This window comes from Sphingomonas sp. T1 (assembly GCF_902506585.1).
Classification (GTDB): domain Bacteria; phylum Pseudomonadota; class Alphaproteobacteria; order Sphingomonadales; family Sphingomonadaceae; genus Sphingomonas; species Sphingomonas aerolata.
Genome location: NZ_LR733875.1, coordinates 1 through 21,906 on the forward strand (window position 1 = coordinate 1; position 21,906 = coordinate 21,906).

Consider the following 21,906-nt stretch of genomic DNA (forward strand, 5'->3'; position numbering starts at 1 on the left):
GGGTCGTGACGGGTGGGGTGGCCGGATCGGGCTGGGTCGCGGGAGTATCCGAGCCGCCGCCGCCGCCCAGTGCCGCCGCCGCGCCGCCTGCCGTGACCACCCCGCCCAGCAGGGCAGCGGGCAGCGCGAGCGAGGCGCCACCGCCGCCGCCCGCCGCCGCTACGAGGTCCTCGGGATCCTCGAGCGGAACGAAGCGCGGCGCGCCCGGCGCGACGCGCGCCTGCCACATGGTGCCGCCGGGTTCGTTCAGGACGAGATCATGCGGTGCGACCCCGGCATCCTCAGGATGAAAATTGGCGACCTCGACATGGTCCCCGTTGGTCAGGCGGACGATGAGCGCATTGCCCTCGCGCTCGAACCCCGCAACTTCGGAGCGGGCAAGGTCGAGCCGGACGACGCTCGGCGCATCGAGGCTGACGGCGTCTCCCGATACGCGCGTGACGGCCCCGGTTGCCTTCGAGATGACGTGTACGTCCATGCTTCATCCTCCTGTGCGGGTCAGCAGCGCCGCGGCGCCGACGGCCCCAGCGGGCATGTCGACGACCTTCGAAACTGCTGGCTTCTCGAGAGGGACAAAGCCCGGCGCGGTCGGGGGGCTGCAACCATTCCGCTATCGGAATCAATTCCGCGGCCAGGGTCATGGCACGGTGAGGCGCCGGCCAAAAAAAAGGCGCCGCCGGAGGATCCGGCAGCGCCCCAGTCAGGCTCGGCGGATCGCGATCAGATGCGGCGGCGCGTCGCGGCGGTCGCGCCGGCCCCTGCGGCGGCGGCACCGATCAGCATCGCGATCACCACCATGAACGACGTGCCCGCAGCGGCGCCGGCGGCGGTGTCGGTCGCCGACTTGGCGGTCGCGATCGTCTCGTCCTTGGTCTTGACGAACTGTGCCTTGGCGCGCGTTACCTGAGCCTGGGCTTCGGGACGCGCGATCTTGCGCTGCGCGGCGACGATGTCGACGATGCGGCTCTCGGCACGCGCGCCGTCCGGCCCGCCGCGGGCGAGCGCGGGAAGCTGCTTGGCGACTTCCTTCTGAGCCTGTTCCGACGTCATCTGAGCAGGATCCGACGGTGCGTCCGACAGATAGGCGGCCGCCTCTTCGCGGACGTCGCCCGTATCGACGCCGGCGACGTCGGCAACCTTGGGCGCAGCAGCCCCGATTCCGGTGCCGGCCGCGGTCGCGACCGAGCCGACGGTACGGAAGGCGCCGCCGATGATCCCGCCGACCGCCGAGGTCAGCAGGTACAGCGTCAGGATCAGCGTCACGCCCCAGACCACAAGCCCGTGAACGAGCCCGTCGAACCGGTCATGCACGCCGGCAACGCGGGCCGCGGCATAGCCGCCCGCGCCAAGCGCGATGATCGTCGTGACGACCCAGTACAGCCCGGCACTGATGCCGAAGCCCGCAGCGCCCGGCGTGGTCCCCTCGACCGGGTCGACCAGCGTCAGGCCGATGCCCGTGCCGAGAATGCCCAGCACGAGCTGGACCGCGATCGCGAGGACGACGCCCGCAAAGATCGCCCCCCAGGATATGCGGCTGGGCGTCTTCGCAAGACGCAGGTCGTCGGCCGGCAGAACGCCGGGTGTCGTGGTGATCGTCATAGATGCTCCTGTTGAATAATGTGCCCGCGACGGCGTCAGTCGGCGCCGTCGCGGTCGATGGAATGATCCGTTTCATGCGGCTCGGCCTGGGCCTGCTTCGCGCCGGCCTTGCTTTCGCGGCGGCCGCTGCGTTCGACACCGGGGTCGCCGATGATCTTGCCGATCGCCTCCTGGACGGAGCCCTTGGCCTGGCGTGCGCGTCCGGTCTTGCTGCCAGCCTTGCCGCCGGGTGTCGTGTCGTCGGTCATGCTGCGACCTCCTTGCTTGCTGCGTCGGCCGGATGACGCGCGGGCAGCGAGTCTCCGTCGAAGCCGCGCGCGCGCGCCCAGGCGGCGGCGGCGTTGCGGCGGTTGACCCCGATCTTCGAATAGATCCGCGCGACGTGATTGCGCACGGTGTTGCCCGAGACGTCGAGCGTCCGCGCGATCGACTTGTCGTCGAGCCCGCGACAGATCAGCGCCAGCACCTCGCGCTCGCGCGGAGTAAGCTCATCGAGCCCGACGCCGACCGGATCGGCCTGCGGCGTCCGGATCCGCGCCAGCTTCTCCATGATCGACCGGCTGAGCCAGCTCGTATCCTGCATCACCGCCTCGATCGCATGGACCAGCTCGCGTTCGGATGCCTTGCGCGTGCTGATGTCGCGCATCGCCCACAGCATGCACGGTTCGCCGCCGAGCTGGATCGGCTCGCTCGAGACGATCCCGTCGATCACCTGACCAGATTTCAATCGGAGCCGCAGTTCGCGGTCGCGGATCGGGTGGTCGGCGGCGATCTCGCCCTCGATCGCGTGCTGGATCGCACCGGTCTCCCACAGATCGACGACCCCGAGCGGCTGGTCGACGATGTCCGCCGCCGTATAGCCCGTCAGCTCGGTGAACGCCTCGTTGACGTCGCACAGCCGGTGGCCGTCGCGCGTGCCGATCGCCAGCGCGACCGGCGCCAGTGAGAAGGTGCGCGTGAACCGGTCCTCGCTGTGGCGCAGCGCTGTCTCCGCCTTGCGACGCGGTTCGAGGTCCGCGAAGGTGAACAGCATGCACGCCTGCTCGGCCAGATCGATCGGCTGGCCCGCGACGATCACCAGCTTGGTGCCGCCTTCGGGCAGGTCGAGTTCGGCCTCCATCTGCGGGATCGTCCGCCCCTCGCACAGCCGCTGCTTTGCCACGTCGCGCTTGTCGGCATGCGCGAGGATGTCGAGATCGTAGAGCGTGCGCGCGAGCACCCCGTCGCGCTCATGCCCGGTCATGTCGAGAAAACCCTGATTGACCTTCACGAACTTCAGATCGCACAGCCGGCAGATCAGCGCGGGCGCGGGGTTCGCGTTGAACGATTGCTCGAACCGGTCCTCCGCCTCGAACTGCGCCGAGACGTCCTGGATGACCAGGACGAGGCATTCGGGCTCGTCCTGGTCGTCGGTCAGGACGAGGCTGCGGACCTGATGGACCCAGCGCGGGCTGTCCTCGCCCGCGACCGCCACTTCGACCACGACCTGCGAAAACGCCTCGCCCGACACGACGCGCTCGATCGGATAGTCATCCTCGCCCAACCGGTGGTTGTTGCGATAGCGCAGCTGGAACTTCGCGCGATAGGCGTCGACCGTCGCCCCCAGATCCTCGACCGCGTCGACCCCGTGCATCGCGAGCGCCGCGGCGTTCGCCCACAGGATCGACTGGTCCGGATCGATCAGGATCACGCCCTCGTCGAGCCCCGCGATGATCTGGCGCAGATGGCGCAGATCGGCGGAGTCGCGCAGCGACTTGAGGGCGGGGGCGGCGGTCATCGGATCAGTCGCGCTGGCCGTGGACGAGCCAGGCCAGGCCATAGCCGATCGCGGCGGCGCCGAGTGCCCAGAGCAACGGTGCGTCCTCGGCGGATTCCTGCACGGTTCGCGCACCCTGGCGCGCCAGCTGGCCGGCGCGGTCGGCGGCTTCGCGGGCGTCGCTGCCGAGCTTGTCGGCGAGCTCCGGGGCGCCATCGACCGCATCGGCGACCGCGGACTTCGCGCGGCCATAGAGATTCTGTGCGCCGCCTGCGACCTGATCGACGACGCCGTCGACCTGCCAGTCACGGCTGCTGACGGTATCGCCGATCGTCTTTTCGACCTTGCCGCCGACATAGCGTGCGCCGCCCTGGAATTCGTCCTTGTTCATCGTCTTGTCCTTATCGAAAGTGGGGAAACGTCAATTCGGCTCAGGGAAGGAAACGGCAGGCCGCCGCGGCCTTGCCGACCTCGAGCGCGATCGCCGGGTCGCGCAGTTCGGAGGCGACACGGATCAGGTCGGACGGCGTCAGCGCTCCCGGCGTCGTGTCGTTTTGCCGATACGCCGCGGCCGCCTTGCCGAGCCGCTGGAGCTGCCCGAGCGACAGGCGCGACTGGAGCCGCTCGCCGACGCAATCTGCGCGCGGCGCGTCGAGCCCGTAGCGCTGAACCCCGAGGATATGCGCGTCGCCGGTGCCGCACAGCCGACGACTCCCGTCATCAGCACGAGCGAGGCGATCGTCGCAGACAGGCTCTTCATGATCGGGCTCCCGACATTCCAGGAGCGCAACTGCTTCCGGATCGGACGCATAAAGCGTGAAACAGGACGTAAGTTTCTGGTATTTATGCGCTAATCATGGGTATCCATATACTAGAGGATCGGCCGCCCGCGCCCGGTACAATCGCGCGAACCGGCGATGCAGCGTCACCGTGCTGGCATCGGTCGCCACGCTGGCGCGCCGCTCATGCCAGTCGGCGCGCGCGTGGAAATAGGGGGCCTCGCCGGCATCGCCGGTGTGGGGCGGCCGGTCGTCGTCCTGATCCGTCATCGTCCTGCTTTTCTCAATGGTCATCGCCGCGACCTTAGGCCGTCAGCGCCACCGCCGCGTGATCGGAAAGGACCAGTGCACTGGGTAGATATCCCAGTCGGCGCCGCGCCCGTCCGGCGGTCGCCCTCACGCGCGGCGGAAGCCACCCCGCCGGTTGAAGATCGCCACCGTCGCGTCGATCCCGACCGTCACGACCTGTTCGATGATCCGGTCGAGCAGCACGGATCGGCCGGCCAGCCCATGCTGGCGCAGGACGATCATGACGAGCGCGCGGACATAGGCCTGCTTCTGCGCGCCCGACAGATGGACGAACACCTCCGCCTGCTGCGTGCCGATCGCGAAGACCGCGGCGAGGCTGCGCACCAGGCCCGGATTGTCCGTGATCAGCGTCCGCAACTCGGCCACCGCGGCAAGCGCCCCCGCATCCCGGCTCGCGACACGGTCGACGATCACGCGCAGCCCGGGCGAGAGCTGGTTCGCGCCGAGCACGAGTCGCCATGCCAGTCCGGCGAGCCATGCGGCCGCGCGGTCGAGAAGCTGGCGCAGCAGCAGCAGCGGCGGGCTCGCGATCCGCGCGCGGATGCCGAGCCGCGCGCCGGCGAGCTGGTCCGTGTCCCACAGAGCGTTCTGGTTGACGTGCGCCACCGTGAAATCGATCAGCAGATCGGCGCCGAGCGAGAACACCGCCGGCTCGAGCAGGCTCGGGACCCAGGGAATGTCGTACCCGCCGCGCCGTGCGGCATAGAGGAGCGCGGCCTTGGCCTGCTGGCGCTTGTAGCGACCCCGGCCCGCCTGCGTGCCGTGCAGCCGCTCGGCTTCGTCGACCAGTGTGTCGACCAGCGCGATCAGCGCAACCAGACGTTCGCCAAGGTCGCGCGCGAGGAGCACGACATCGCCGAATGCCGCATCGATACCCGGCACCGCGGCGACCTGCGACAGCCGGGCCTGCATCTCCCAAGCATCGCGGTGGAGACGCATGACGACGTCGCGCGGCAGGGCGGCAGACTCGCTGTCGCCGGCCAGCAACGAGGCACTTGCGCGCAGCATTGCCGCCAGCGCTGTGCTGCCGGCCTGTTCGGCGGCGCACGCGGCCTCGCCGAACGCGCTCACGCCGACCGCCGCCAGAGCTGGACAAAGCCCGTCGCGCTGAGCGCTGCCAGGCTCCAGAGCGTGGCCGTCAGTGCGGTCGACGCCCGTGCCGGCCAGCGATCGGCGGCTGGATGCGGCACCAGCAGCAGCACCGCACAGCCGACCCAGAAGATCGCGACGCCGATCAGCCGCCGCTGATCCCGCCGTACCGCGCGGTCGGCCGGCGGTTCGCGTAGATCTACGGGCACGCGGTATTGCGGCGCGGTCGCCTGTGACAGGAGCTGGTCGATCCGGCGGGGCAGCGTCGCGAGCGGTTCGATTTCGTCGAGCAGCCCGACCGCGATCGCATGGCTGTCGGGCGCTTCGAACAGTGTCTCGATGCTACGCCGCATCATGAAGCGCTGGGTGATCGCGGCAAGGTCGACCGCCGGGTCGAGCCGGCAGGCGCTGGCGGCAAGAGCGGTCATCCAGCGTAGCGCCGCCAGAAGATCGGCGGGCACGCGAAACCCGCACATGCCCGCGGCGGCGAGCCCGTCGGCAAGCGCGCGCTCGAACCACGTGCCGTCGCGCCGATCCCGCATCCTCCGCTCCAGCGTCGTGACGTGACTCGCATAGGCCGCGGCATCCGCCACCGGCCCCGCCTCGAACAGCACCACTGCCTCGCTGGACAGTCGGGCCGGATCGCCCGACAGCAACGCGCGGACGAACCTGGGCAGCGCCTGCTCAAGCGCGCGCGACACTGGCTCGGCGGCGCCGAGATCGCCCAGGCCGATCCGGCTTTCGGGCAAGATGACCAGCGATGCGGGGCGCGGGTCGACCGGCGCTTCGTGATGAATGAAGAGCCGTTCAAGCCCCGTCTCGATGAGCCGTTGCGCCGCGGTCGGCGCGTCGATGTCGTGCCGGTCCAGCGCCGCCACGTCGTTGCGCGCGACGAGCTGCTCGACCTGGGGGAGCGGCAGCCCGGCCAGCGGCGCGACGCCGATCACATGCGGGGCGTCGGGCGTACAGATCCGCGGGACGACGACTCCGGTCCGCGTCAACGCTCGACGCCGCCACGCGAGCATCCTGCGCCGTTGCCCGTGAATGTCGAGATCGGCGGCAATCCAGTGGTGCAGATCCTGCGCCAAGGATGTCGCCGCGTGCTCGCAATCGACACCGGGTCGAAGCAGCGGGATGACGATGGCGATCGCGGTGTCGATCGTCGCGCTGCCGGGCGCGCGTTCGGGTAGGGCGACGCGCAGGAGGACGTCGCGCCCGTCCGCACGCCGACCGAACGCGGTCCAGCATAACGGATTGCTCCCGGTCGAACTGGCGGTCCAGACCGGCAGGATCGCGTCGAGCGTCTGGTCGAGCTCCGTCGCGATCACCGCGAGGGCCTGGGCCGGCGGTCGGACCTCGACGGGGTGGCGCAGCGTGAGCGCCCGGGTCGTCTCTCGGTCGAACAGATCGATGCGCAGCGCCATCAGTTGCGAGAGACGCACCCCGCCGTGGCCCAGCCGGGCGAGCCGCACGGCGGCCTGCTGCGCGGTCGCCGCCACGCGATCAGCTCCCGGCCCATAGCGCGCGCACGCCGCCGATCGCGACGAGCGCCGCCGCGCCGGCGACCACGCCGGCCGCGAGTCCGTGGGGCAATGCGGCGGCATGCAGCGCCAGCGCGACCGCGGCGAGCGGGAGCGCGACCGCGCGGGCATCGTCGCCACCCGGCAGCCGCGCGACGATCGGGATTGCCGGCCGTCGCGCCACCGCCGCCACGGCGCGCGCGGCCTCCCCACGTGTCAGGCGGACATAGTCGACGAGGCCGCCGATCGCAGATGCGCCGCGCACGCCGATGCCCGGGCGGATATCTGCAAAGAAGCGACGCACGGCCGCCAGCAGGTCGAACTGCCCCGGCAGCTGATGCGCGGTCGAATCCAGCAGGCCAAGCGCGCGCCAGAACAGGAGATGCTCCGGCGCCAACCGGACCCGGTGCCGCCGCATCACCTCGAACATCAGGCCCTGGTAATAGGCCGTCAGCTGGCGCTCCACCGGGGTCGCCGGATCGGTCGCGGCCTCGTGCCAGCCGCGCAGGATCGCCTGCGTCGCGCGCTGATACGCCGCGACATCGGTCGTCGGCGCGGGGGTGACGAGCGCCGCATAGCAGTCGAACGCCGCCTCGATCCGGCCAAGCGCCAGATTCTCGACATAGGCCGCCAGCGTCAGCCGGTCCGCGCCCGAGATCTCGCCGAAGATGCCGAAATCGATCAGCGCGATTCCACCGCCGCGTTGGATCATGACGTTCCCCGGATGCGGGTCGCCGTGAAAGAAGCCGGTGACGAACAGCTGGCGAAGAAACGCCTCGCACAGTCGTTCGGCGATCACCGCTGGCGTGATCCGCAGGCGTTTGGCATCGCCGCCGCGCGCGATGACGCGTGCCAGCGGCACGCCGACGATCAGGTCCATCACTAGCACGCGCCGCGTGCTCAGCGTCCAGTGGATCCGCGGGATGCGGACGCCGCGCTCGGGATCCGCGGCGATGCGATCCGCGGTTCGGCCCTCGATCCGGAAATCGGTCTCGCGCATCGTGAAGGCGGCGATTTCGGCGACCAGCGCCCGCGCGCCGACGCCGGAAAACAGCCCCAGCCGATCCGCCAGCGCCGCGGCGGCGGCGATCAGCCGGAAGTCCGCGGTCATCGTCGCGACGATGCCGTCGCGCTGGATCTTGACCGCGACCCGGGTGCCGTCGTGCAGCCGCGCGCGGTGGACCTGCGCGATCGAGGCGGCGCCGATCGGTACCGGATCGAACGCGGCGAACCACGTCGCGATCGGCGACCCGAGTTCGCCTGCGATGATCGCCGCCGCACGATCGCCCGGCATCGGCGGTACGGCGTCGAGCAGCCGGGACAGTTCCGCGCACGTCAGCGCGGAGAACAGATCGCGCCGTATCGCCAGATACTGCCCGATCTTTACGGTCGTCACGCCCCCCGCTTCGAGCAGCCGCCGCAACCCACGCGCGACCTCGGCCTCGGTCGAGTCGTGCTTGAGCAGGTGCAGTACCGCGGGCCGGAAGAACAGCCGTATTGCAAGCGCCGTCAGCCATGCCGCGCGGCCGATCGCCACGACCAGATGCCAGGCTCCGACCGCCGATACCCCGCGCCGCTCGCCGATTTCGTCGCTGTCGATGACCGCCGCCAGCATGTCTTGCTCCATTTCGGAGGTTTCAAACGAAGTTCTAGTCCGCAGTGGAGATAGTATTTAAATGCCTTTGTTAAACTATGCCGGGATCCGTGATAGTCAAGAACCAATCAAAACACCAAGGCGTAAGTACACTGATAGCTGAATCTGCAAATCTCGAAAGGATTGGGCATGGCAAACCGTTCTGACAAACCAAATCAGGGTGACAGCGACCGGCGTGATCGTGTGCAGCATGAGCGGCTGGTCAGGCGCGCGCGGGTCCGATCCCGGCGCGACCTGCGGTCGCCGCGTGACTTTGCCGAGAATGTCGAGACGATCGATCGCGTCGCGGATCGCGTCGCGAACGACGTCAATGCGCTGGTGCGCGCCTGGAGCGCGGCGAACGCTGAGAGCTTCAAGGGCGCGGTCACGATCCTCGGCAATGTCGCGCTCGACCTGTTCGGCGGCGCCACGCGCGCCAGCCGCCGCCGCCGTGACGAGGCGTACCGCGATGACCTCGATCGGGAGGATGAGTATGCCGAGCGCGATCCCGACAGGGCGCCGGCGCCCTATGCCACGCGCCGCTCGAACGCCGACCGGATCGAGGAGGCGGGGGACGAGGTGGCCGGTTTCACCCATGCCGTATCCGACGCGCTGGCGGGCGCCGCGAGCGTCGTCTCGCGCTCCAGTCGGCGCTTCCAGGACGAATATGACAATGCGCTCGACGACGCGGAGGATGCCGACCGCGATCTGGGTCGCGAGGACACCGATCCGCGCGATCATGATGACGGCACGGCCCCCGACGAGAGCCTGGGCGCGCCCGGGGACGACGCCGATCGCGTCGACGACCGCCCCCCGCCGGCCGGCCCGCCGTCGACGCGCAAGCGTCGCCTCTAGACGCGGGAGGGTGCGGTGGTCGAGCGTTTGATCGCGGCGGTGCTCTGGCTGTATTGGCGTGCGAACCGCGGCTTTCTCGAGCGGTTCGCGGTGGCGCTGATCGGTCGCAATCCCGGCAATGTCCTGCTCGATCCCGACGGCCGCGCGGTGGTGCGCGAACTCGATCGGCTGTTGAAAATGATGACGCGCGCGGTCTTCGTCCAGGCGGCGCTCAGCGTCCTCGTCATGCCGCTCTGGGTTCCGCGAAAGCTGCCCTATTCGCCGCTTGCGCGTCTGCTGCTCGGCCTGTTCCTGCCGGTCTGGAGCCAGGTCTTGCGGATCGTCTTCTGCTTTCGATCCGCAGCGGGCCGGGCCCGCGTCGTCGACACGCTGTTCGTGCGGCTCGGCGAGCAGGCCGCGGCCGAGGAAGACCAGCTGATCAAGAACATCATCGTCATCGGCGCGGTCAAGACGTTGCTGAGCGGTGCCTATCTCGACCTCGACCGCACCTGGAATGGGCTGGACTATCAGCGGTTCCAGCAGCGAAGCTGGACCCCGCCAAGCGGGCCGGATCTCGCCGACCCGCAGCGTACGCCCGCCTCGACGCTGTTAATGCAGCGCCGGCGGACGCTGGCGGAGGTCGCGCGCAAACCGGCCGGTTCGACGACCTATCTCGTCATCGGGTCGGGGGCAGGGGGCGCCACCGCCGCCTATTTCATCCAGCAGGCCGATCCGTCGGCGCGGATCGTGATCCTCGAGACCGGGCCGCTGGTGCCCAACGACGCGCTGCCGGACAAGCTGATGGAGTCCGCCGCGTCCCTGTACATGAACGGCGGCTTCACTTTGTCCGCGGACGAGAAGACGACCTTCGTTCAGGGGCGCGTCGTCGGCGGCGGGACGCTGCTCAACAATTCGGTCGCCTGGAAGCCCGAGGGCGTCTGGTGGGACGACGTGGTCGTCAAGCGCTGGGAGCGTTTCGGCGTGACGCTCGACTGGGCCCGGCTCGATGCCAGCTACGACGCGATGCTCGACCTGCTCAACGTCCGACCCGTCAACCCGGTGGTGATGCCGCCGATGGCGCAGACGCTGAAGGACGGATTTGCCGCGATCGGCCAGACCGCGACCACGGTAAAGTGCAATATCCTCGACTGTATCGGGTGCGGGCGGTGCAATGCCGGATGCCGGTTCGGCGCCAAACAGTCGATGAACGAGACGACCTTGCCGAGACTCGTGGCGGCGGGTGCGCTGCTGGTCCCGGACGCGCACGTCACGGGTCTGATGCTCGACGGCGAACCGGGCGCGCAGCGGTGCCGCGGCGCCTATGCGCGCGATGCCACAGGCACCGACTTTCAGGTCGAGGCCGATCGGATCGTTCTCGCCGCGGGCGCCTTCGCCTCGACCAAGATTCTGCGGCGCAGCGGCTTTTCGGGCGCGCTGCCCGGGGTGCGGACCGTCGGCAAGCGCTTCTCGGGCAATATGGGAACCCCGGTGTTCGGCGAGTTCGCAACGCGCCAATATGGCGCCCGCGGGATCCAGGTCGGCTATGCGATCGAAATGCCGCGCGAGCGCATGGTGATCGAGACCGCCTTCGGACCGCCGTCATCGCTCGGGATGGAGGCCCCGCAATGGGGTCCCGATTTCATGGGGCTGCTCGATCGCTACAACGACGTCGCGGTCGCGGTCCCGGTGATCGGCGCGAACGCCTATGGCAGCATCAACGCCGATCTCTCGTCGAGCGGCTACACCATCTCCTATGCGCTCGACGATGACGACTGGTATCGCCTGACGCTGGGGATGAAGGCGGCGGGGCAGGCGATGTTCGCCGCCGGCGCGCGCCGCGTCTGTTCGACGCGGTTCGATGCGACCTGGGCCAATTCGCCCGCCGAGCTCGACGCCTATTTCGGGGCGGTCGGCCCGCTCCAGTATCTCAAGATCACGACCGCGCATCTGCAGGGTGGCAATGTGCTCCATCCCGATCCGGCGCAGGGCGTGGTCGATCTCGACATGCGCGTCCATGGGATCGACAAGTTGTGGATCGCCGACGCCAGCATCATTCCGTCGCCGATCACCGTAAATCTGCAGATGACGGTCATGGCGCTCGCCCATTATGCCGCGAAGTCCATCGTCGCCTGACGATCATTCATAATGGAGCAGCTTGATACGCTCGCGCTCCATTACGGACCAGCATCGCGATGTCACATCCTGCAAACCCGATATTGTGGGATCTTCTCTGAAGGAGGTCGTGGTGAGGGTTCTGGTCACGGGAAGTACCGGCTTCATCGGCGCCCGCACCGTGCGACGGCTGCTCGACCACGGATACCAGGTCCGCTGTCTCGTCCGCTCCGACCGTCGGATCGGCCGGCTCGGCGGACTCGCGGTCGAGCAGGTGCGCGGCGATCTCTTCGATGCGTTCAGCCTGGCCCGCGCGGTCAAGGGCTGTGATGCCTGCATTCATCTCGCCGGGCTGAGCGGCTGGGACCAGATCACCGGCCCGGCGGTCCATGACGTCATCCACCAGGGGACGCTCAGACTGCTCGCCGCATTCGCCGACACCAGTGTCCGGCGGCTCGTCTATGTCTCCTCGACCGCCGCGATCGACGGCACCCGCAAACCCGTCGCGCTCGACGAGCGCAGCCGCTTCACGCTCGGCCAGTCGGGGCTCGACTATGCGGTCGCCAAGCATGCGGCGGAACAGGCAGTCCTCCGCCATAATGGCGGCACGCTCGAGACGGTGATCGTCAGCCCCGCGGAAACCTATGGTGCCGACGATCAGGACTGGATCACCGCGGGCAGCATCCGCGACGTGCTCAGCGGCTGGCCCGCGCTGGCGGTGCGCGGTGGCAGCTCGGTCGTCCATGTCGACGATGTCGCGGCAGGTATCGTCGCCGCACTCGCGCGGGGCGGTGCCGGCGAACGCTATATCCTGGGCGGCGACAATCTGACGATCGAACAGGTCGTCCGGCTGATGCTCGACATCGCCGCGGTCCGCCGACCCGTGGTCGTCGTGCCGTTCGCGCTGCTGCGAAGCGCGGTGGTCGCGTGCCGCCTGGTCCGACGGGCGCCGCCAATCGAGCCGGTTTTGCTCGACTATCTCAGCCGCTACTGGTTCGTCGTGTCTGACAAGGCCCGCGCCGAGCTCGGCTATCGCCCGCGACCGGCGCGCGACGTGCTCGCGCCCGCGGTGCACTGGGTCCGCGATCAGATCGCCGAGACGCGTCGCGCCGTCCTGCGCGAAACGATCTCGGGCGAGCCGGTCGCGCATGGTGCAAGCCAGTGACCGGCGCCTCGACCCTCGTCGAGCTGCTCATCGCCAGGGCGTCCCCGGGCGGCGGCGAGGACGCTGGGTACCGGTTCGAACGCGAGGACGGCAGCGAGGATATCCTCGACCTCGCCGTGCTCGAAACGCGCGCGCGCTCGCTCGCCTCGCACCTGCTCGCGCACGGCAGGCGCGGCGACCGCGTCCTGCTCTATTATCCCCCCGGGCTCGACTTCATCATCGGCTTCTTCGCGACGGGCTTTGCCGGCATGACTGCGGTTCCGGTGCCGTGCCCACGCGGCGGGACGATCGGCGCGCTGGCCTATGCCGCGACCGCCGCGGTGATCGCGGATTGTACGCCCCGGATCGCGCTGACGACCAGCGATCGCGTCGCCGCGCTGCCCGCGGCGGCGTCTCGCGAGGGCGTCATATGGATCGCCAGCGACGCGCTGCCCCCGGCGTCTGCCGGACCATCCGGACCGCCGTTTCCCGCGCCGGGGCAGCGCGACCTGCCGTCGCCGGACGACATCGCCTATCTGCAATACACGTCGGGATCGACGGGGATGCCCAAGGGCGTGATGATCACGCACGCACAGGCACTCGCGAACCTCGCGGCGATCGGCGCGGCTATGGACTTGCCAGCGGGTGCGCCGGGCGTGACCTGGCTCCCGCATTTCCACGACATGGGGCTGGCGGGCGGCATCCTGTTCGCGCTGTATGGCGGTCATCCGCTTGTGCTCATGGCTCCGCAGACGTTTCTCAACCGGCCGGTGCGATGGTTGCGCGCGCTGACCCGGCACCGCGGCGTCTGGAGCGGCGCACCCAATTTCGCCTATGAGCTGTGCCATCGTCACATCGCCGCAGGTGAGCGCGACGGGCTGGATCTCCAACACTGGCGTGTCGCTGTCAGCGGTGCCGAGCCTGTCCGACGCGCGACGGTCGACCGGTTCGCCGCCGCCTTCGCGCCGGTCGGCTTCGATGCCGCGGCACTGCGCCCCTTCTACGGACTGGCCGAAAGCGTCGTGTTCGTCAGCGGCACCCGCGCCGAAGGGGGGCCGCGGATGGTCGGCGCGCCAGCCGCGGACGGCGACCCGTCGCCCGCGCTGGCCTATGCCGCCTGCGGCACAGCGGCGGCCGGCCACCACATCGCGCTCGTGAACCCGGAAACTCTGGAGCGGCAGTCCTCCGGAGCCACCGGCGAGATCTGGGTGACGGGCCCGAGCGTCGCCGGTGGATATTGGGGCCGCGCGGCGGAGAGCGAAGCGGTGTTCGGCGCGCGCATCGCGGGCGAGCCCGGGACGCGCTGGCTGCGCACCGGCGACACGGGGTTTTTCGATCAGGGCGAGCTCGTCGTCACGGGACGGCTCAAGGACCTGATCATCATCGCCGGGACCAATCACGTGCCGCACGATATCGAGGCGACCGTCGAGGCGGCGCACGCCGCGGTCCGCCCCGGCAATGTCGTGGCCTTTGCGGTCGAGGGCGATACCGATGCGCTGGTCGTCGCGGCCGAGGTCTTTGCCGATCTGGGCAGCGATGCGCCCGAAACCGTGATCGCGGCAGTGCGCGCCGCGGTGTCTGACGCGCACGGCATCGCGGTCCGCTCCGTCGTCCTGCTCCGACGTCGCACGCTGCCTAAGACGTCGAGCGGCAAGCTGCGCCGCGCGGCGGTGCGCGACGCCTGGTGCGACCAGCGGCTGGAGGGGGTGATCGCGGCGTGGCCTACGCACTCGTCCGCGCCCGCCGCCCGCGCAAGCGTCGCGCTGCCCGCCAACGCGTGCCCCGACGCCAACGCGCTGACCGCAACGTTGGTCCGCCATGTCCGCCGGCTGCTCGGCGATCCGAATCTGCACGTCGCGGTCGAGCGCCCGTTGCACCAGCTCGGTCTCGGGTCGCTCGAACTTGCCGACCTGCGCGCCGCGATCGAGCGGGAGATGACGATCGACCTGCCGCTCGAACGGCTCCTGCGCGGATGGAGCATCGCCGAGATCGCCGCCGAATGCGCCGCGCCGCCCGGGACGACGGCCGGGCGTCATCCGTGGGAAACGCTGGTCAACCCCGAGATCGGGGCATTGCTTCGCCGCTTCCGGCTCGACCGGCCGTTCACGAGCGGTGCCGGCGCTTGGCTGACATGGGACGACGGCACGCGCATCCTCGACGCGATTGCAGGGTTCGGCGCGCTTCCCTTCGGGCATAATCCACCCGAGATATGGCAGGCGCTCGACGCGGCGCGTACCGCTGCCGCGCCGAGCCTCGTCCAGCCGTCGATGAATGACGCCGCCGGGGCCCTGGCCGAGGCGCTGCTGGCGATCGCACCACCCGGGCTGCGCCACGTCTGCTTTGCGAACAGCGGCGCCGAGGCGACCGAGATCGGCCTGAAGATCGCGCGCGCCGCGACCGGACGCCCGGGCTTTCTGTCGACCACCAACGGGTTCCACGGCAAGACCTTGGGCGCGCTGTCGGTGACCGGCCGCGACACGTTCCAGGCGCCGTTCGGCGCACCCGTCCTCGACGTCGATTATGTGCCGTTCGGCGACATCGCCGCGCTCGAGCGCGTGCTCGTGGAGACCGGCACGCGCTATGCCGGGTTCATCGTCGAGCCGATCCAGGGTGAGGCGGGCATCGTCGAGCCGCCGCGCGGCTATCTCGCCGCCGCGGCCAGCCTGTGCCGCGCGCACGGCGTGCTGCTGATCGTCGACGAGATCCAGACCGGGCTCGGTCGCACCGGCGCGATGTTCGCGTGCGACGTCGAATGCGTCGCGCCCGACATCCTGCTGATCGCCAAGGCGCTCGGCGGCGGGGTGCTGCCGATCGGCGCGGTCCTCTATGCGTCGGGCTGCCACAGCGCGGCATTTGCGGGCAAGCACAGCTCGACCTTTGCCGGCAACGGGCTCGCCTGCCGGGTCGGCCTTGCCGCGCTCGCCCGGCTGACGGCCGATGGCGGGCGTCTCGTCGATATGGTGGCCGAGCGGGGCGCCCGGCTTGAGGCGGGGCTGCGCGGCGTGGCGGATCGCTATCCGGCGGCCCGGCTGGGCGTTCGCGGGCGTGGCTATCTCCTCGGGCTGCAGCTGCCCGCGGGCCGCGCCGCGCCCGCCGCTCACGGCCTGCTCGATATCCTCGCCGAACAGGCGATGCTCGCGCCGCTCGTCGCAAGCTATCTCCTCAACGTCTGTCACGTCCGCGTCGCACCGACGCTGCTCGGCAGCGAGGTCGTCCGGATCGAGCCGCCGCTGACGCTGACCGAGGCCGAGGCGGACCTGATCGTCGCCGCGGTCGGGCAGGTCGCACGGCTGCTAGCGGCGGGGGATGGCGGGGCGCTGGTCAACCACCTGCTCGACGCGCCGCTGTCCGCATCGGCCATCGGCCAGACGCGGACCCCGCCGGGTCCGTCGGCGCCGTCGATCGTCGTCGCGAAGCACGACGCGCGACCCTGGGCGTTCCTCGCGCATCCGCTCGACGCCGCGGGCTTTGCCGCGATCGACGACACCCTCGCGCGCTTTTCCGTGCCGCAGCTGACCGAACTGACCGACCGGCTCGGCGGCATGATCGCGCCGTTCGTCGCGAACACGCTGTCGGTCGTGGGTAACGATCGCACCGCGTCCGGTACGGTCATCCTCGTGCCCTGGACTGCGCAGGCGCTGGCACGCGACCGCGCCGGCGGGCTCGCGGCGATCCGCGCGGCGGCCGAGCTCGCGCGGACCGCCGGCGCGGGTGTGGTCGGGCTGGGCGGCTATTGCTCGATCGCGTGCGGCGGCGGCAGCGACCTTGCCGGCTCGGGGGTGCCGGTCACGACCGGCAACAGCTACACCGCGATCGCCGCGGTCGATGCGATGGCGGCGGCGTGCGACCGGCTCGACCGTCCGCTGGACAAGGCGGTCGTCGGGATCGTCGGCGGCGGGGGCTCGGTCGGACTCGGTCTCGCCTATCTGATGGCCGAGCGCGTCAGCCGGATCGTGCTCGTCGGCAATCCGGGGCATCGGCGCGCCAGTCTGGCGCGGCTGCGGTCGGCGGCGGCGGCGATCGCCGCGGCGCTGATCGCGGGCCGCGACGGAGTGAGCGGCGACCTGGCGCGCCGCGCGCTCGCCTATCACGACAGGACCGGGGCGGATGCGGCCGCGGTCGCCAACTGGCTGATCCTCGCGGGCGATGTCGAGCTTGCCGCGGACCATGCCGCGCTCGCCGCCTGCGACCTCGTCTTTACCGCGACCTCCAGTCCGGACCTGATCCTGGCACCCGAACTGTTCCGCCCGAACGCGATCCTGTGCGACGTATCGCAGCCGCGCAACATCGGCCGCGCGACCGCGACCGCGCGGCCCGATCTGCTGGTGCTAGACGGCGGGCTGGTCGCGGTCCCCGGCGCGCCCGATCTGGGCATCCGCTTCGGCCTCGCTGCTGGGGTCGCGTTCGCGTGCATGTGCGAACCGATGATCCTTGCGCTCGAAGGCCGGTTCGACGCCGCGCCGATCGGGCTTGGCGTACCGCTCGACTATCTTCGCGCCCTGCGCGGCTGGGGCGCGCGGCAGGGCTTCCGGATCGCCGCGCCGACCAGCTTCGGCCGACCGCTCGAGCCCGCCGACTGGCGCGCCCGCCGCACGCATAACCTTCATGACCAAGGGGAAAGATATGCCCAACGCCCTCAATCTTGACGGCATCGCGCTCACGCGGGAGCAGGGACGCTGGTGTCGCAAGGCGGAGACGCTGGCGCGCGAGGTGCTGCGCCCCAATGCGGCCGAGATCGATCACGGCGGGGTCTTCCCCAGCGCCAATATCGACGCGCTCAAGCGATCGGGGCTGCTCGCGCTGATGATCCCGACCGAGATGGGCGGCGGCGGCGGGGATATCGTCACCGCCGCGCTGGTGACCGAGGCGCTCGCCAAGGGCTGCGTGTCGACCGCGATGATCTACACGATGCACCAGTCGACGCTGCCGATGCTTTGCGCGCTCGCCGATGCCGAACAGGTCGAGCGGTTCATCGCCCCGATCGTCCGCGGCGAGCTTCTCGGCGCGTTCGCGATGAGCGAACCGGGATCGGGCAACCGGATCTGGCACATGGACAGCCATGCGCGGAAGAACGGCCACGGCTTCATCCTCGACTCCTTCAAGTCGTTCTGCACCTCGGCGGGCCATGCCGATTTCTACCTCGTCCCGACCCGCGGCAATGCCGATGCCGGTGCGACCGATCTCAGCATGTTCTGGGTCGATGGCGATGCGACCGGGATCGAGCCCAAGGGCGCCTGGGACGGCATGGGGCTGCGCGGCAATGGCAGCCGCCCGCTGCACTTCAACCAGGTGCACGTCCCGCCGATCGCCCGGCTCGGCGGCGAGACCACGGGCTTTTCGTTCATGATGGCCTATGCGCTGCCGATCTACCTGGTCGGCCTCGCGAGCTGTTATCTGGGGCTTGCCTCGGCCGCGTTCGACGGCGCGATCGCGCATGTGAAGGGGCGCGTCCATTCGGATACGCAACGCTCGCTCGCCACCGTCGAGACGGTGCAGCGCTATGCCGCCGAGATGCGCTGCCGGATCGACCAGGCGCGCGCGACCGTGTTGCGGGTCGCGCAGATGTCGGACAATGCGGTGGTCCTGTTCAACGAGTTCAACACCGCCGGGCTGCTTGACGAGATCATCCGCGACAATCCCGACGATCCCTATTTCGTCGAGCTGGCCGAACTCAAGATCATCGCCAGCGAGATGGCGGTCGATGTCGCGCATACCGCGCTGCAGGTCTGCGGGGGCAGCGGCTACAAGCGCGGCCACCTCGTCGAGCGCTGTTACCGCGATGCGCGCGCCGGCTCGCTGATGGGCCCCTCCGACGACACGCTGAAGGTGATCATGGGCAATCAGTTGCTCGGCACGCCGCAACCCTGGGCCTGAGGATATATCGCGATGACATTTGCCGCCGCCGCCGTGCAGCCCGCCGTTCCCCTTGAGACGCTCGATCACTGGCTCGGCGATTTTCGCGATCGCTTCAACGCCAATGTCCGCGCGGCGAAGCTGACGGCGGGCTGGAACCGCCGCCTGCTTGTCGACGCGACCGACACCGCGCGCAGCGTCGTGCTGACGGTGACCGGCACCCGCGTCACCGATATCCGCGACGGGACCGAGGGCACCGGCGACACCCCGTTCGTGACGCTGAGCGGCGAGGAGCGGACGCTGATCGAGATCTTCGCGGGCCGCTACAATCCGTCCTCGGCGGTGATCGACGGACAGCTCGAAGTCTATTCGGACGCGCGCGACAAGGTGAAGCTCGAAGCGCTCGCCATGGTCATCTGGGGGCTGTGATGGCGACCGGCCTGTCCTTTCGCGGCGAGTGGCTGTTCTATGTCGCGGTCGGCGCGGGCATGGCGCTCAGCAACTCGGCCTTTGCGATGGTCTCGGGCCTGTTCGCGGTGACCGGCACCGGGCCGGCGCTGGTCGCGCTGCTGGTCGCCGGCGTGATCTGCACGGTGATCGGCGCGGCGATCGGCGAGCTGGCCAGCATGTGGCCCTCCTCGCCTGCGGTGATCACCTATTTCCGCGCGGCGTTCGGACCGGTCGCGGCGCTGGTGCTGGTCCACGCCTATCTGCTGTTCGTCGTGATGATCGCGGGGGTGGAGAGCTACGGCTTTGCGATGGTGGTGCAGGCCGCGCTGCCCGCCGTGCCACCGACGGTGTCGATCGTCGTCCTGATGTCCGTCGTCGTGCTGACGAACCTGCGCGGGCTCGACCTGCCACGTCGCCTGCAGATCCTTACCGCGTTCGGGACGATGGCGGTGCTGCTTGTCACCGCCACGGCTGCGCTCTGGTTCCTGCCGGCACCGGGCGTCACGCCGATGCGAGACCTGACGACGACAGCCGCGCCCGCGGGCTGGGCAGGGCTGCCCGCGGCGATCGCGCTCGCGATCTTCATCTATACCGGGTTCGAATGGGTCACCCCGGTCGGCCTGTCGCGGCAAGCCTATGCGCGGCGGGTTCCGATCGCGATGCTCGTCGCGATCGGGACGCTGCTCGTCACCTATGGCCTGTTCGTCGCCGCGCTCGGTACAAGGCTGCCGCACGGCCTGATCGCCACGAGTGCGACGCCGCAGGTGCCGCTGTTCACCGCGCTGCTGGGCAGCCCCGGCATTGCGCTCGCCGTGCTGGTCGGACTCGGCGCGATCGTCTCGACGTTCAACGCGGGCATCATGGGCGGCGCGCAACTGCTCCAGGCGCTCGCGCGCGAGGGATCGCTGCCGCGGTTCGTCGCGCGGGTACAGGTCGATACGGGCGCGCCGGTCGGTGCCGTGCTCGTGCTGGGCAGCCTCGGCCTGCTCGCTGCGCTGCTGATCGCGGCGTTCGATCTGTATCTCGTCGTCGGGCTCGTCGGGTCGGCAATCATCTGCGTGATCTATGCCGCCTATGTCGGCGCGGTCGAGCGTCTGCGCCGCTGTCGCCCGGATCTCGCCCGGCCTTTGTCGCCCGGATCTCGCCCGGCCTTTCCGCAGCCGGTTGCCGGGGGCGAGCCACTGGGCGGTGATCGTCCTGATGCCGCTGATCGCGGTGGCATCGCTGTTCACCGTGCCCGCGATCGTGCCGCAGGCCATCGCCCGCGTCGCCGTCGCGATCCTGCTCGTCACGCTGCTCACGCTCTATTCCCGCTGGTCGCAGGAGCAGGCGGCCGTCCGCGCGCCTGTCGGTGCAGCCCGGTGACGACGCCGTCGCCCGTGTCCACGCCCCGGCATGCGCGCGTCGCGGTCAGCGACGGCGCGATCGTCGCGGACTGGGCTGCCGCGACCTGCGTCATGCCGGAGCGCGGGTTCATCGACCTGTGGCTGTACGATCTGCCCGCCACCCCGCCGACCGACACCGGCGCGACCGATACGCACACCGCCCGGGCCAGCCGCGCCCGGTTCGAACTGCGCGGCCTGCTGGCGCGCGCGCTCGGCCAGTCCGCCGACGCGGTCGAGATCGTGTCGGGGGCACGCGGCAAGCCGAGCATCCGGTCGCGCGGATCGGCGCCGCTATACTTCAACACCAGCCGGAGCGGTGCGATCGCGCTGACCGCGCTCGCTCGTGACACCGAACTCGGCATCGATATCGAATGCCACGGGCCTGACCGCGCGCCATTCCTGTGCCGCGATCACGCACTCCCCGATTCCGAGGTGACGCGCCGCTGGACCCGCCACGAGGCGCTGGTGAAGGGCACCGGGTTCGGCCTGTCGGTGCGCGCCCAGTCGCCGTTCGCCCTGTCCGCCAGCGCGGGCACGCTGCAGTTCGGCGGTACGCGCTGGACATGGCGCGACCTGCGCCTGCCCGACGGTATCGCCGCCGACGCGGCGCTCGCCTTTTGTCCCGTGGAGGAGACCGGCCGATGTGGATGAAGCACCCTCAGGTCCAGCGCATCGTCGGGCGCAGCCGGCTGCTCCGCCGCGGTGCGATCGGGCTCGCCTCGGCGATCGAGTCGCTGTCGCTGCGGGGGCACAAGCGGGGCGACACGCTGGCGCTGATCCGCCGGAGCAAGCGCGGTCGCGAATCGCTGCTGACCGCGAACGAATCGTTCACGCTGTACGGCATCGCGCATGCGCAGGCCGCGCTCGATGGCGATCTGGCCGAGTTCGGCGTGTTCGAAGGGACGTCCGCGTCGCTGATCGCCGCCGCGGCGCCGGGGCGGGCGCTGCATCTGTTCGACAGCTTCGCCGGGCTTCCCGAACCCCGCGCGGACGAACGCGAAGTCCTGCAGCGGGGTCAGTTCGAAGCCAGCCTGCCGCGGGTGCGCGCGCGGCTTGCCGATCTCGACATGGTCCGGTTTCATCCCGGCGCGTTTCCCGCCTCGACGGCCGGGCTCGACGCGCTGCGCTTCAGCTTCGTGCATCTCGACGTCGATCTCTATGAAAGCACGCTGGCCGGGCTCGCCTTCTTCTATCCCCGGATGGTGCGCGGCGGGATCATCCTGTCGCACGACTATTCGATGCTGCCGGGGGTCGAGCGCGCCTTTGCCGATTTCCTCGCGACCCGACCCGAACGACCGATCGAACTGCCGAGCACGCAGGCGATGATCGTCTGCCGCGGCGGGCCCGACATTCCGGCGGTGGCGGCGGTCCCCCCGGACGGCGCCGGGGCAGGGCGCCTGTCCGTCCATCCGGCCGCCACCCGACGTGGCGCGGCGGCTTGAG

18 protein-coding genes are annotated in these 21,906 nt (G+C 70.0%); 9 read left to right on the forward strand and 9 right to left on the reverse strand.

Annotated elements, in window-relative coordinates:
- The 5 genes from GV027_RS00005 to GV027_RS00025 form a co-directional block, all read right to left on the reverse strand.
- On the reverse strand, nucleotides 1-478 hold a 478-nt coding region (locus GV027_RS00005; RefSeq protein ID WP_159510535.1), incomplete at its 3' end, for a BapA/Bap/LapF family prefix-like domain-containing protein.
- Nucleotides 479-720: 242 nt separating this feature from the next.
- A complete protein-coding gene (locus tag GV027_RS00010; protein WP_056408435.1) occupies nucleotides 721-1,599 on the reverse strand; it encodes a hypothetical protein in 879 nt (292 codons plus the stop codon).
- 35 nt (nucleotides 1,600-1,634) lie between these two features.
- A complete protein-coding gene (locus GV027_RS00015; RefSeq protein WP_056408432.1) occupies nucleotides 1,635-1,847 on the reverse strand; it encodes a CsbD family protein in 213 nt (70 codons plus the stop codon).
- Nucleotides 1,844-3,376 carry a PAS domain S-box protein gene (locus tag GV027_RS00020; protein ID WP_159510536.1) on the reverse strand — a complete coding sequence of 511 codons (1,533 nt, stop codon included), beginning with the start codon at nucleotides 3,374-3,376 and terminating at the stop codon, nucleotides 1,844-1,846. The genes GV027_RS00015 and GV027_RS00020 overlap by 4 nt, the downstream gene beginning before the upstream one ends.
- A 4-nt stretch (nucleotides 3,377-3,380) precedes the next feature.
- Nucleotides 3,381-3,746, reverse strand: coding sequence for a CsbD family protein (locus tag GV027_RS00025; RefSeq protein ID WP_031395490.1), 366 nt, complete (start codon nucleotides 3,744-3,746; stop codon nucleotides 3,381-3,383).
- Between GV027_RS00025 and GV027_RS00030 the strand changes: the two genes are divergently transcribed.
- Nucleotides 3,739-4,209, forward strand: a complete 471-nt coding sequence (locus GV027_RS00030) for a hypothetical protein (protein WP_159510537.1) — start codon at nucleotides 3,739-3,741, stop codon at nucleotides 4,207-4,209. The two genes, GV027_RS00025 and GV027_RS00030, sit on opposite strands and share 8 nt — an antisense overlap.
- Here the strand turns inward: GV027_RS00030 and GV027_RS00035 are convergent, their stop codons facing one another.
- From GV027_RS00035 to GV027_RS00050, 4 genes are all read right to left on the reverse strand, one after another.
- Complete coding sequence (locus GV027_RS00035; RefSeq protein WP_159510538.1) at nucleotides 4,210-4,428, reverse strand: hypothetical protein; 219 nt, start codon at nucleotides 4,426-4,428, stop codon at nucleotides 4,210-4,212.
- A 102-nt stretch (nucleotides 4,429-4,530) separates the two neighbouring features.
- On the reverse strand, nucleotides 4,531-5,514 hold the full coding sequence (locus GV027_RS00040) for a hypothetical protein (RefSeq protein WP_159510539.1): 984 nt from the start codon (nucleotides 5,512-5,514) through the stop codon (nucleotides 4,531-4,533).
- On the reverse strand, nucleotides 5,511-7,031 hold the full coding sequence (locus GV027_RS00045; RefSeq protein WP_159510540.1) for an AarF/UbiB family protein: 1,521 nt from the start codon (nucleotides 7,029-7,031) through the stop codon (nucleotides 5,511-5,513). The genes GV027_RS00040 and GV027_RS00045 overlap by 4 nt, the downstream gene beginning before the upstream one ends.
- 4 nt (nucleotides 7,032-7,035) lie before the next feature.
- Nucleotides 7,036-8,667, reverse strand: a complete 1,632-nt coding sequence (locus GV027_RS00050) for an ABC1 kinase family protein (RefSeq protein ID WP_159510541.1) — start codon at nucleotides 8,665-8,667, stop codon at nucleotides 7,036-7,038.
- A gap of 168 nt (nucleotides 8,668-8,835) precedes the next feature.
- Between GV027_RS00050 and GV027_RS00055 the strand changes: the two genes are divergently transcribed.
- From GV027_RS00055 to GV027_RS00090, 8 genes are all read left to right on the forward strand, one after another.
- Nucleotides 8,836-9,540 carry a hypothetical protein gene (locus GV027_RS00055; RefSeq protein WP_159510542.1) on the forward strand — a complete coding sequence of 235 codons (705 nt, stop codon included), beginning with the start codon at nucleotides 8,836-8,838 and terminating at the stop codon, nucleotides 9,538-9,540.
- Between the two features lie 15 nt (nucleotides 9,541-9,555).
- The gene (locus GV027_RS00060) at nucleotides 9,556-11,652 is read left to right on the forward strand and encodes a GMC family oxidoreductase N-terminal domain-containing protein (RefSeq protein ID WP_159510543.1); all 2,097 of its coding nucleotides are present in this window, start codon (nucleotides 9,556-9,558) and stop codon (nucleotides 11,650-11,652) included.
- A gap of 112 nt (nucleotides 11,653-11,764) precedes the next feature.
- Nucleotides 11,765-12,796, forward strand: a complete 1,032-nt coding sequence (locus GV027_RS00065) for an NAD-dependent epimerase/dehydratase family protein (protein ID WP_159510544.1) — start codon at nucleotides 11,765-11,767, stop codon at nucleotides 12,794-12,796.
- Nucleotides 12,793-17,421, forward strand: coding sequence for an aminotransferase class III-fold pyridoxal phosphate-dependent enzyme (locus tag GV027_RS00070; RefSeq protein ID WP_159510545.1), 4,629 nt, complete (start codon nucleotides 12,793-12,795; stop codon nucleotides 17,419-17,421). The genes GV027_RS00065 and GV027_RS00070 overlap by 4 nt, the downstream gene beginning before the upstream one ends.
- The gene (locus tag GV027_RS00075; protein ID WP_159510546.1) at nucleotides 17,399-18,649 is read left to right on the forward strand and encodes an acyl-CoA dehydrogenase family protein; all 1,251 of its coding nucleotides are present in this window, start codon (nucleotides 17,399-17,401) and stop codon (nucleotides 18,647-18,649) included. Before GV027_RS00070 ends, GV027_RS00075 begins: the two co-directional genes overlap by 23 nt.
- Nucleotides 18,650-18,661: 12 nt before the next feature.
- A complete protein-coding gene (locus tag GV027_RS00080; protein ID WP_159510547.1) occupies nucleotides 18,662-19,057 on the forward strand; it encodes an SCP2 sterol-binding domain-containing protein in 396 nt (131 codons plus the stop codon).
- Nucleotides 19,057-21,114, forward strand: coding sequence for an amino acid permease (locus GV027_RS00085; RefSeq protein ID WP_159510548.1), 2,058 nt, complete (start codon nucleotides 19,057-19,059; stop codon nucleotides 21,112-21,114). Before GV027_RS00080 ends, GV027_RS00085 begins: the two co-directional genes overlap by 1 nt.
- The gene (locus tag GV027_RS00090) at nucleotides 21,105-21,905 is read left to right on the forward strand and encodes a TylF/MycF/NovP-related O-methyltransferase (RefSeq protein ID WP_159510549.1); all 801 of its coding nucleotides are present in this window, start codon (nucleotides 21,105-21,107) and stop codon (nucleotides 21,903-21,905) included. The genes GV027_RS00085 and GV027_RS00090 overlap by 10 nt, the downstream gene beginning before the upstream one ends.
- Nucleotide 21,906: the final 1 nt, after the last annotated feature.

Excerpts from the sequence above, each read along its gene's own strand:
- GV027_RS00010 (WP_056408435.1), bottom strand. The coding sequence starts at position 1,599 with ATGACGATCACCACGACACCCGGCGTTCTGCCGGCCGACGACCTGCGT.
- GV027_RS00015 (WP_056408432.1), bottom strand. The coding sequence starts at position 1,847 with ATGACCGACGACACGACACCCGGCGGCAAGGCTGGCAGCAAGACCGGA.
- GV027_RS00020 (WP_159510536.1), bottom strand. The coding sequence starts at position 3,376 with ATGACCGCCGCCCCCGCCCTCAAGTCGCTGCGCGACTCCGCCGATCTG.
- GV027_RS00025 (WP_031395490.1), bottom strand. The coding sequence starts at position 3,746 with ATGAACAAGGACGAATTCCAGGGCGGCGCACGCTATGTCGGCGGCAAG.
- GV027_RS00035 (WP_159510538.1), bottom strand. The coding sequence starts at position 4,428 with ATGACCATTGAGAAAAGCAGGACGATGACGGATCAGGACGACGACCGG.
- GV027_RS00050 (WP_159510541.1), bottom strand. The coding sequence starts at position 8,667 with ATGCTGGCGGCGGTCATCGACAGCGACGAAATCGGCGAGCGGCGCGGG.
- GV027_RS00055 (WP_159510542.1), top strand. The coding sequence starts at position 8,836 with ATGGCAAACCGTTCTGACAAACCAAATCAGGGTGACAGCGACCGGCGT.
- GV027_RS00075 (WP_159510546.1), top strand. The coding sequence starts at position 17,399 with ATGCCCAACGCCCTCAATCTTGACGGCATCGCGCTCACGCGGGAGCAG.
- GV027_RS00080 (WP_159510547.1), top strand. The coding sequence starts at position 18,662 with ATGACATTTGCCGCCGCCGCCGTGCAGCCCGCCGTTCCCCTTGAGACG.
- GV027_RS00085 (WP_159510548.1), top strand. The coding sequence starts at position 19,057 with ATGGCGACCGGCCTGTCCTTTCGCGGCGAGTGGCTGTTCTATGTCGCG.
- GV027_RS00090 (WP_159510549.1), top strand. The coding sequence starts at position 21,105 with ATGTGGATGAAGCACCCTCAGGTCCAGCGCATCGTCGGGCGCAGCCGG.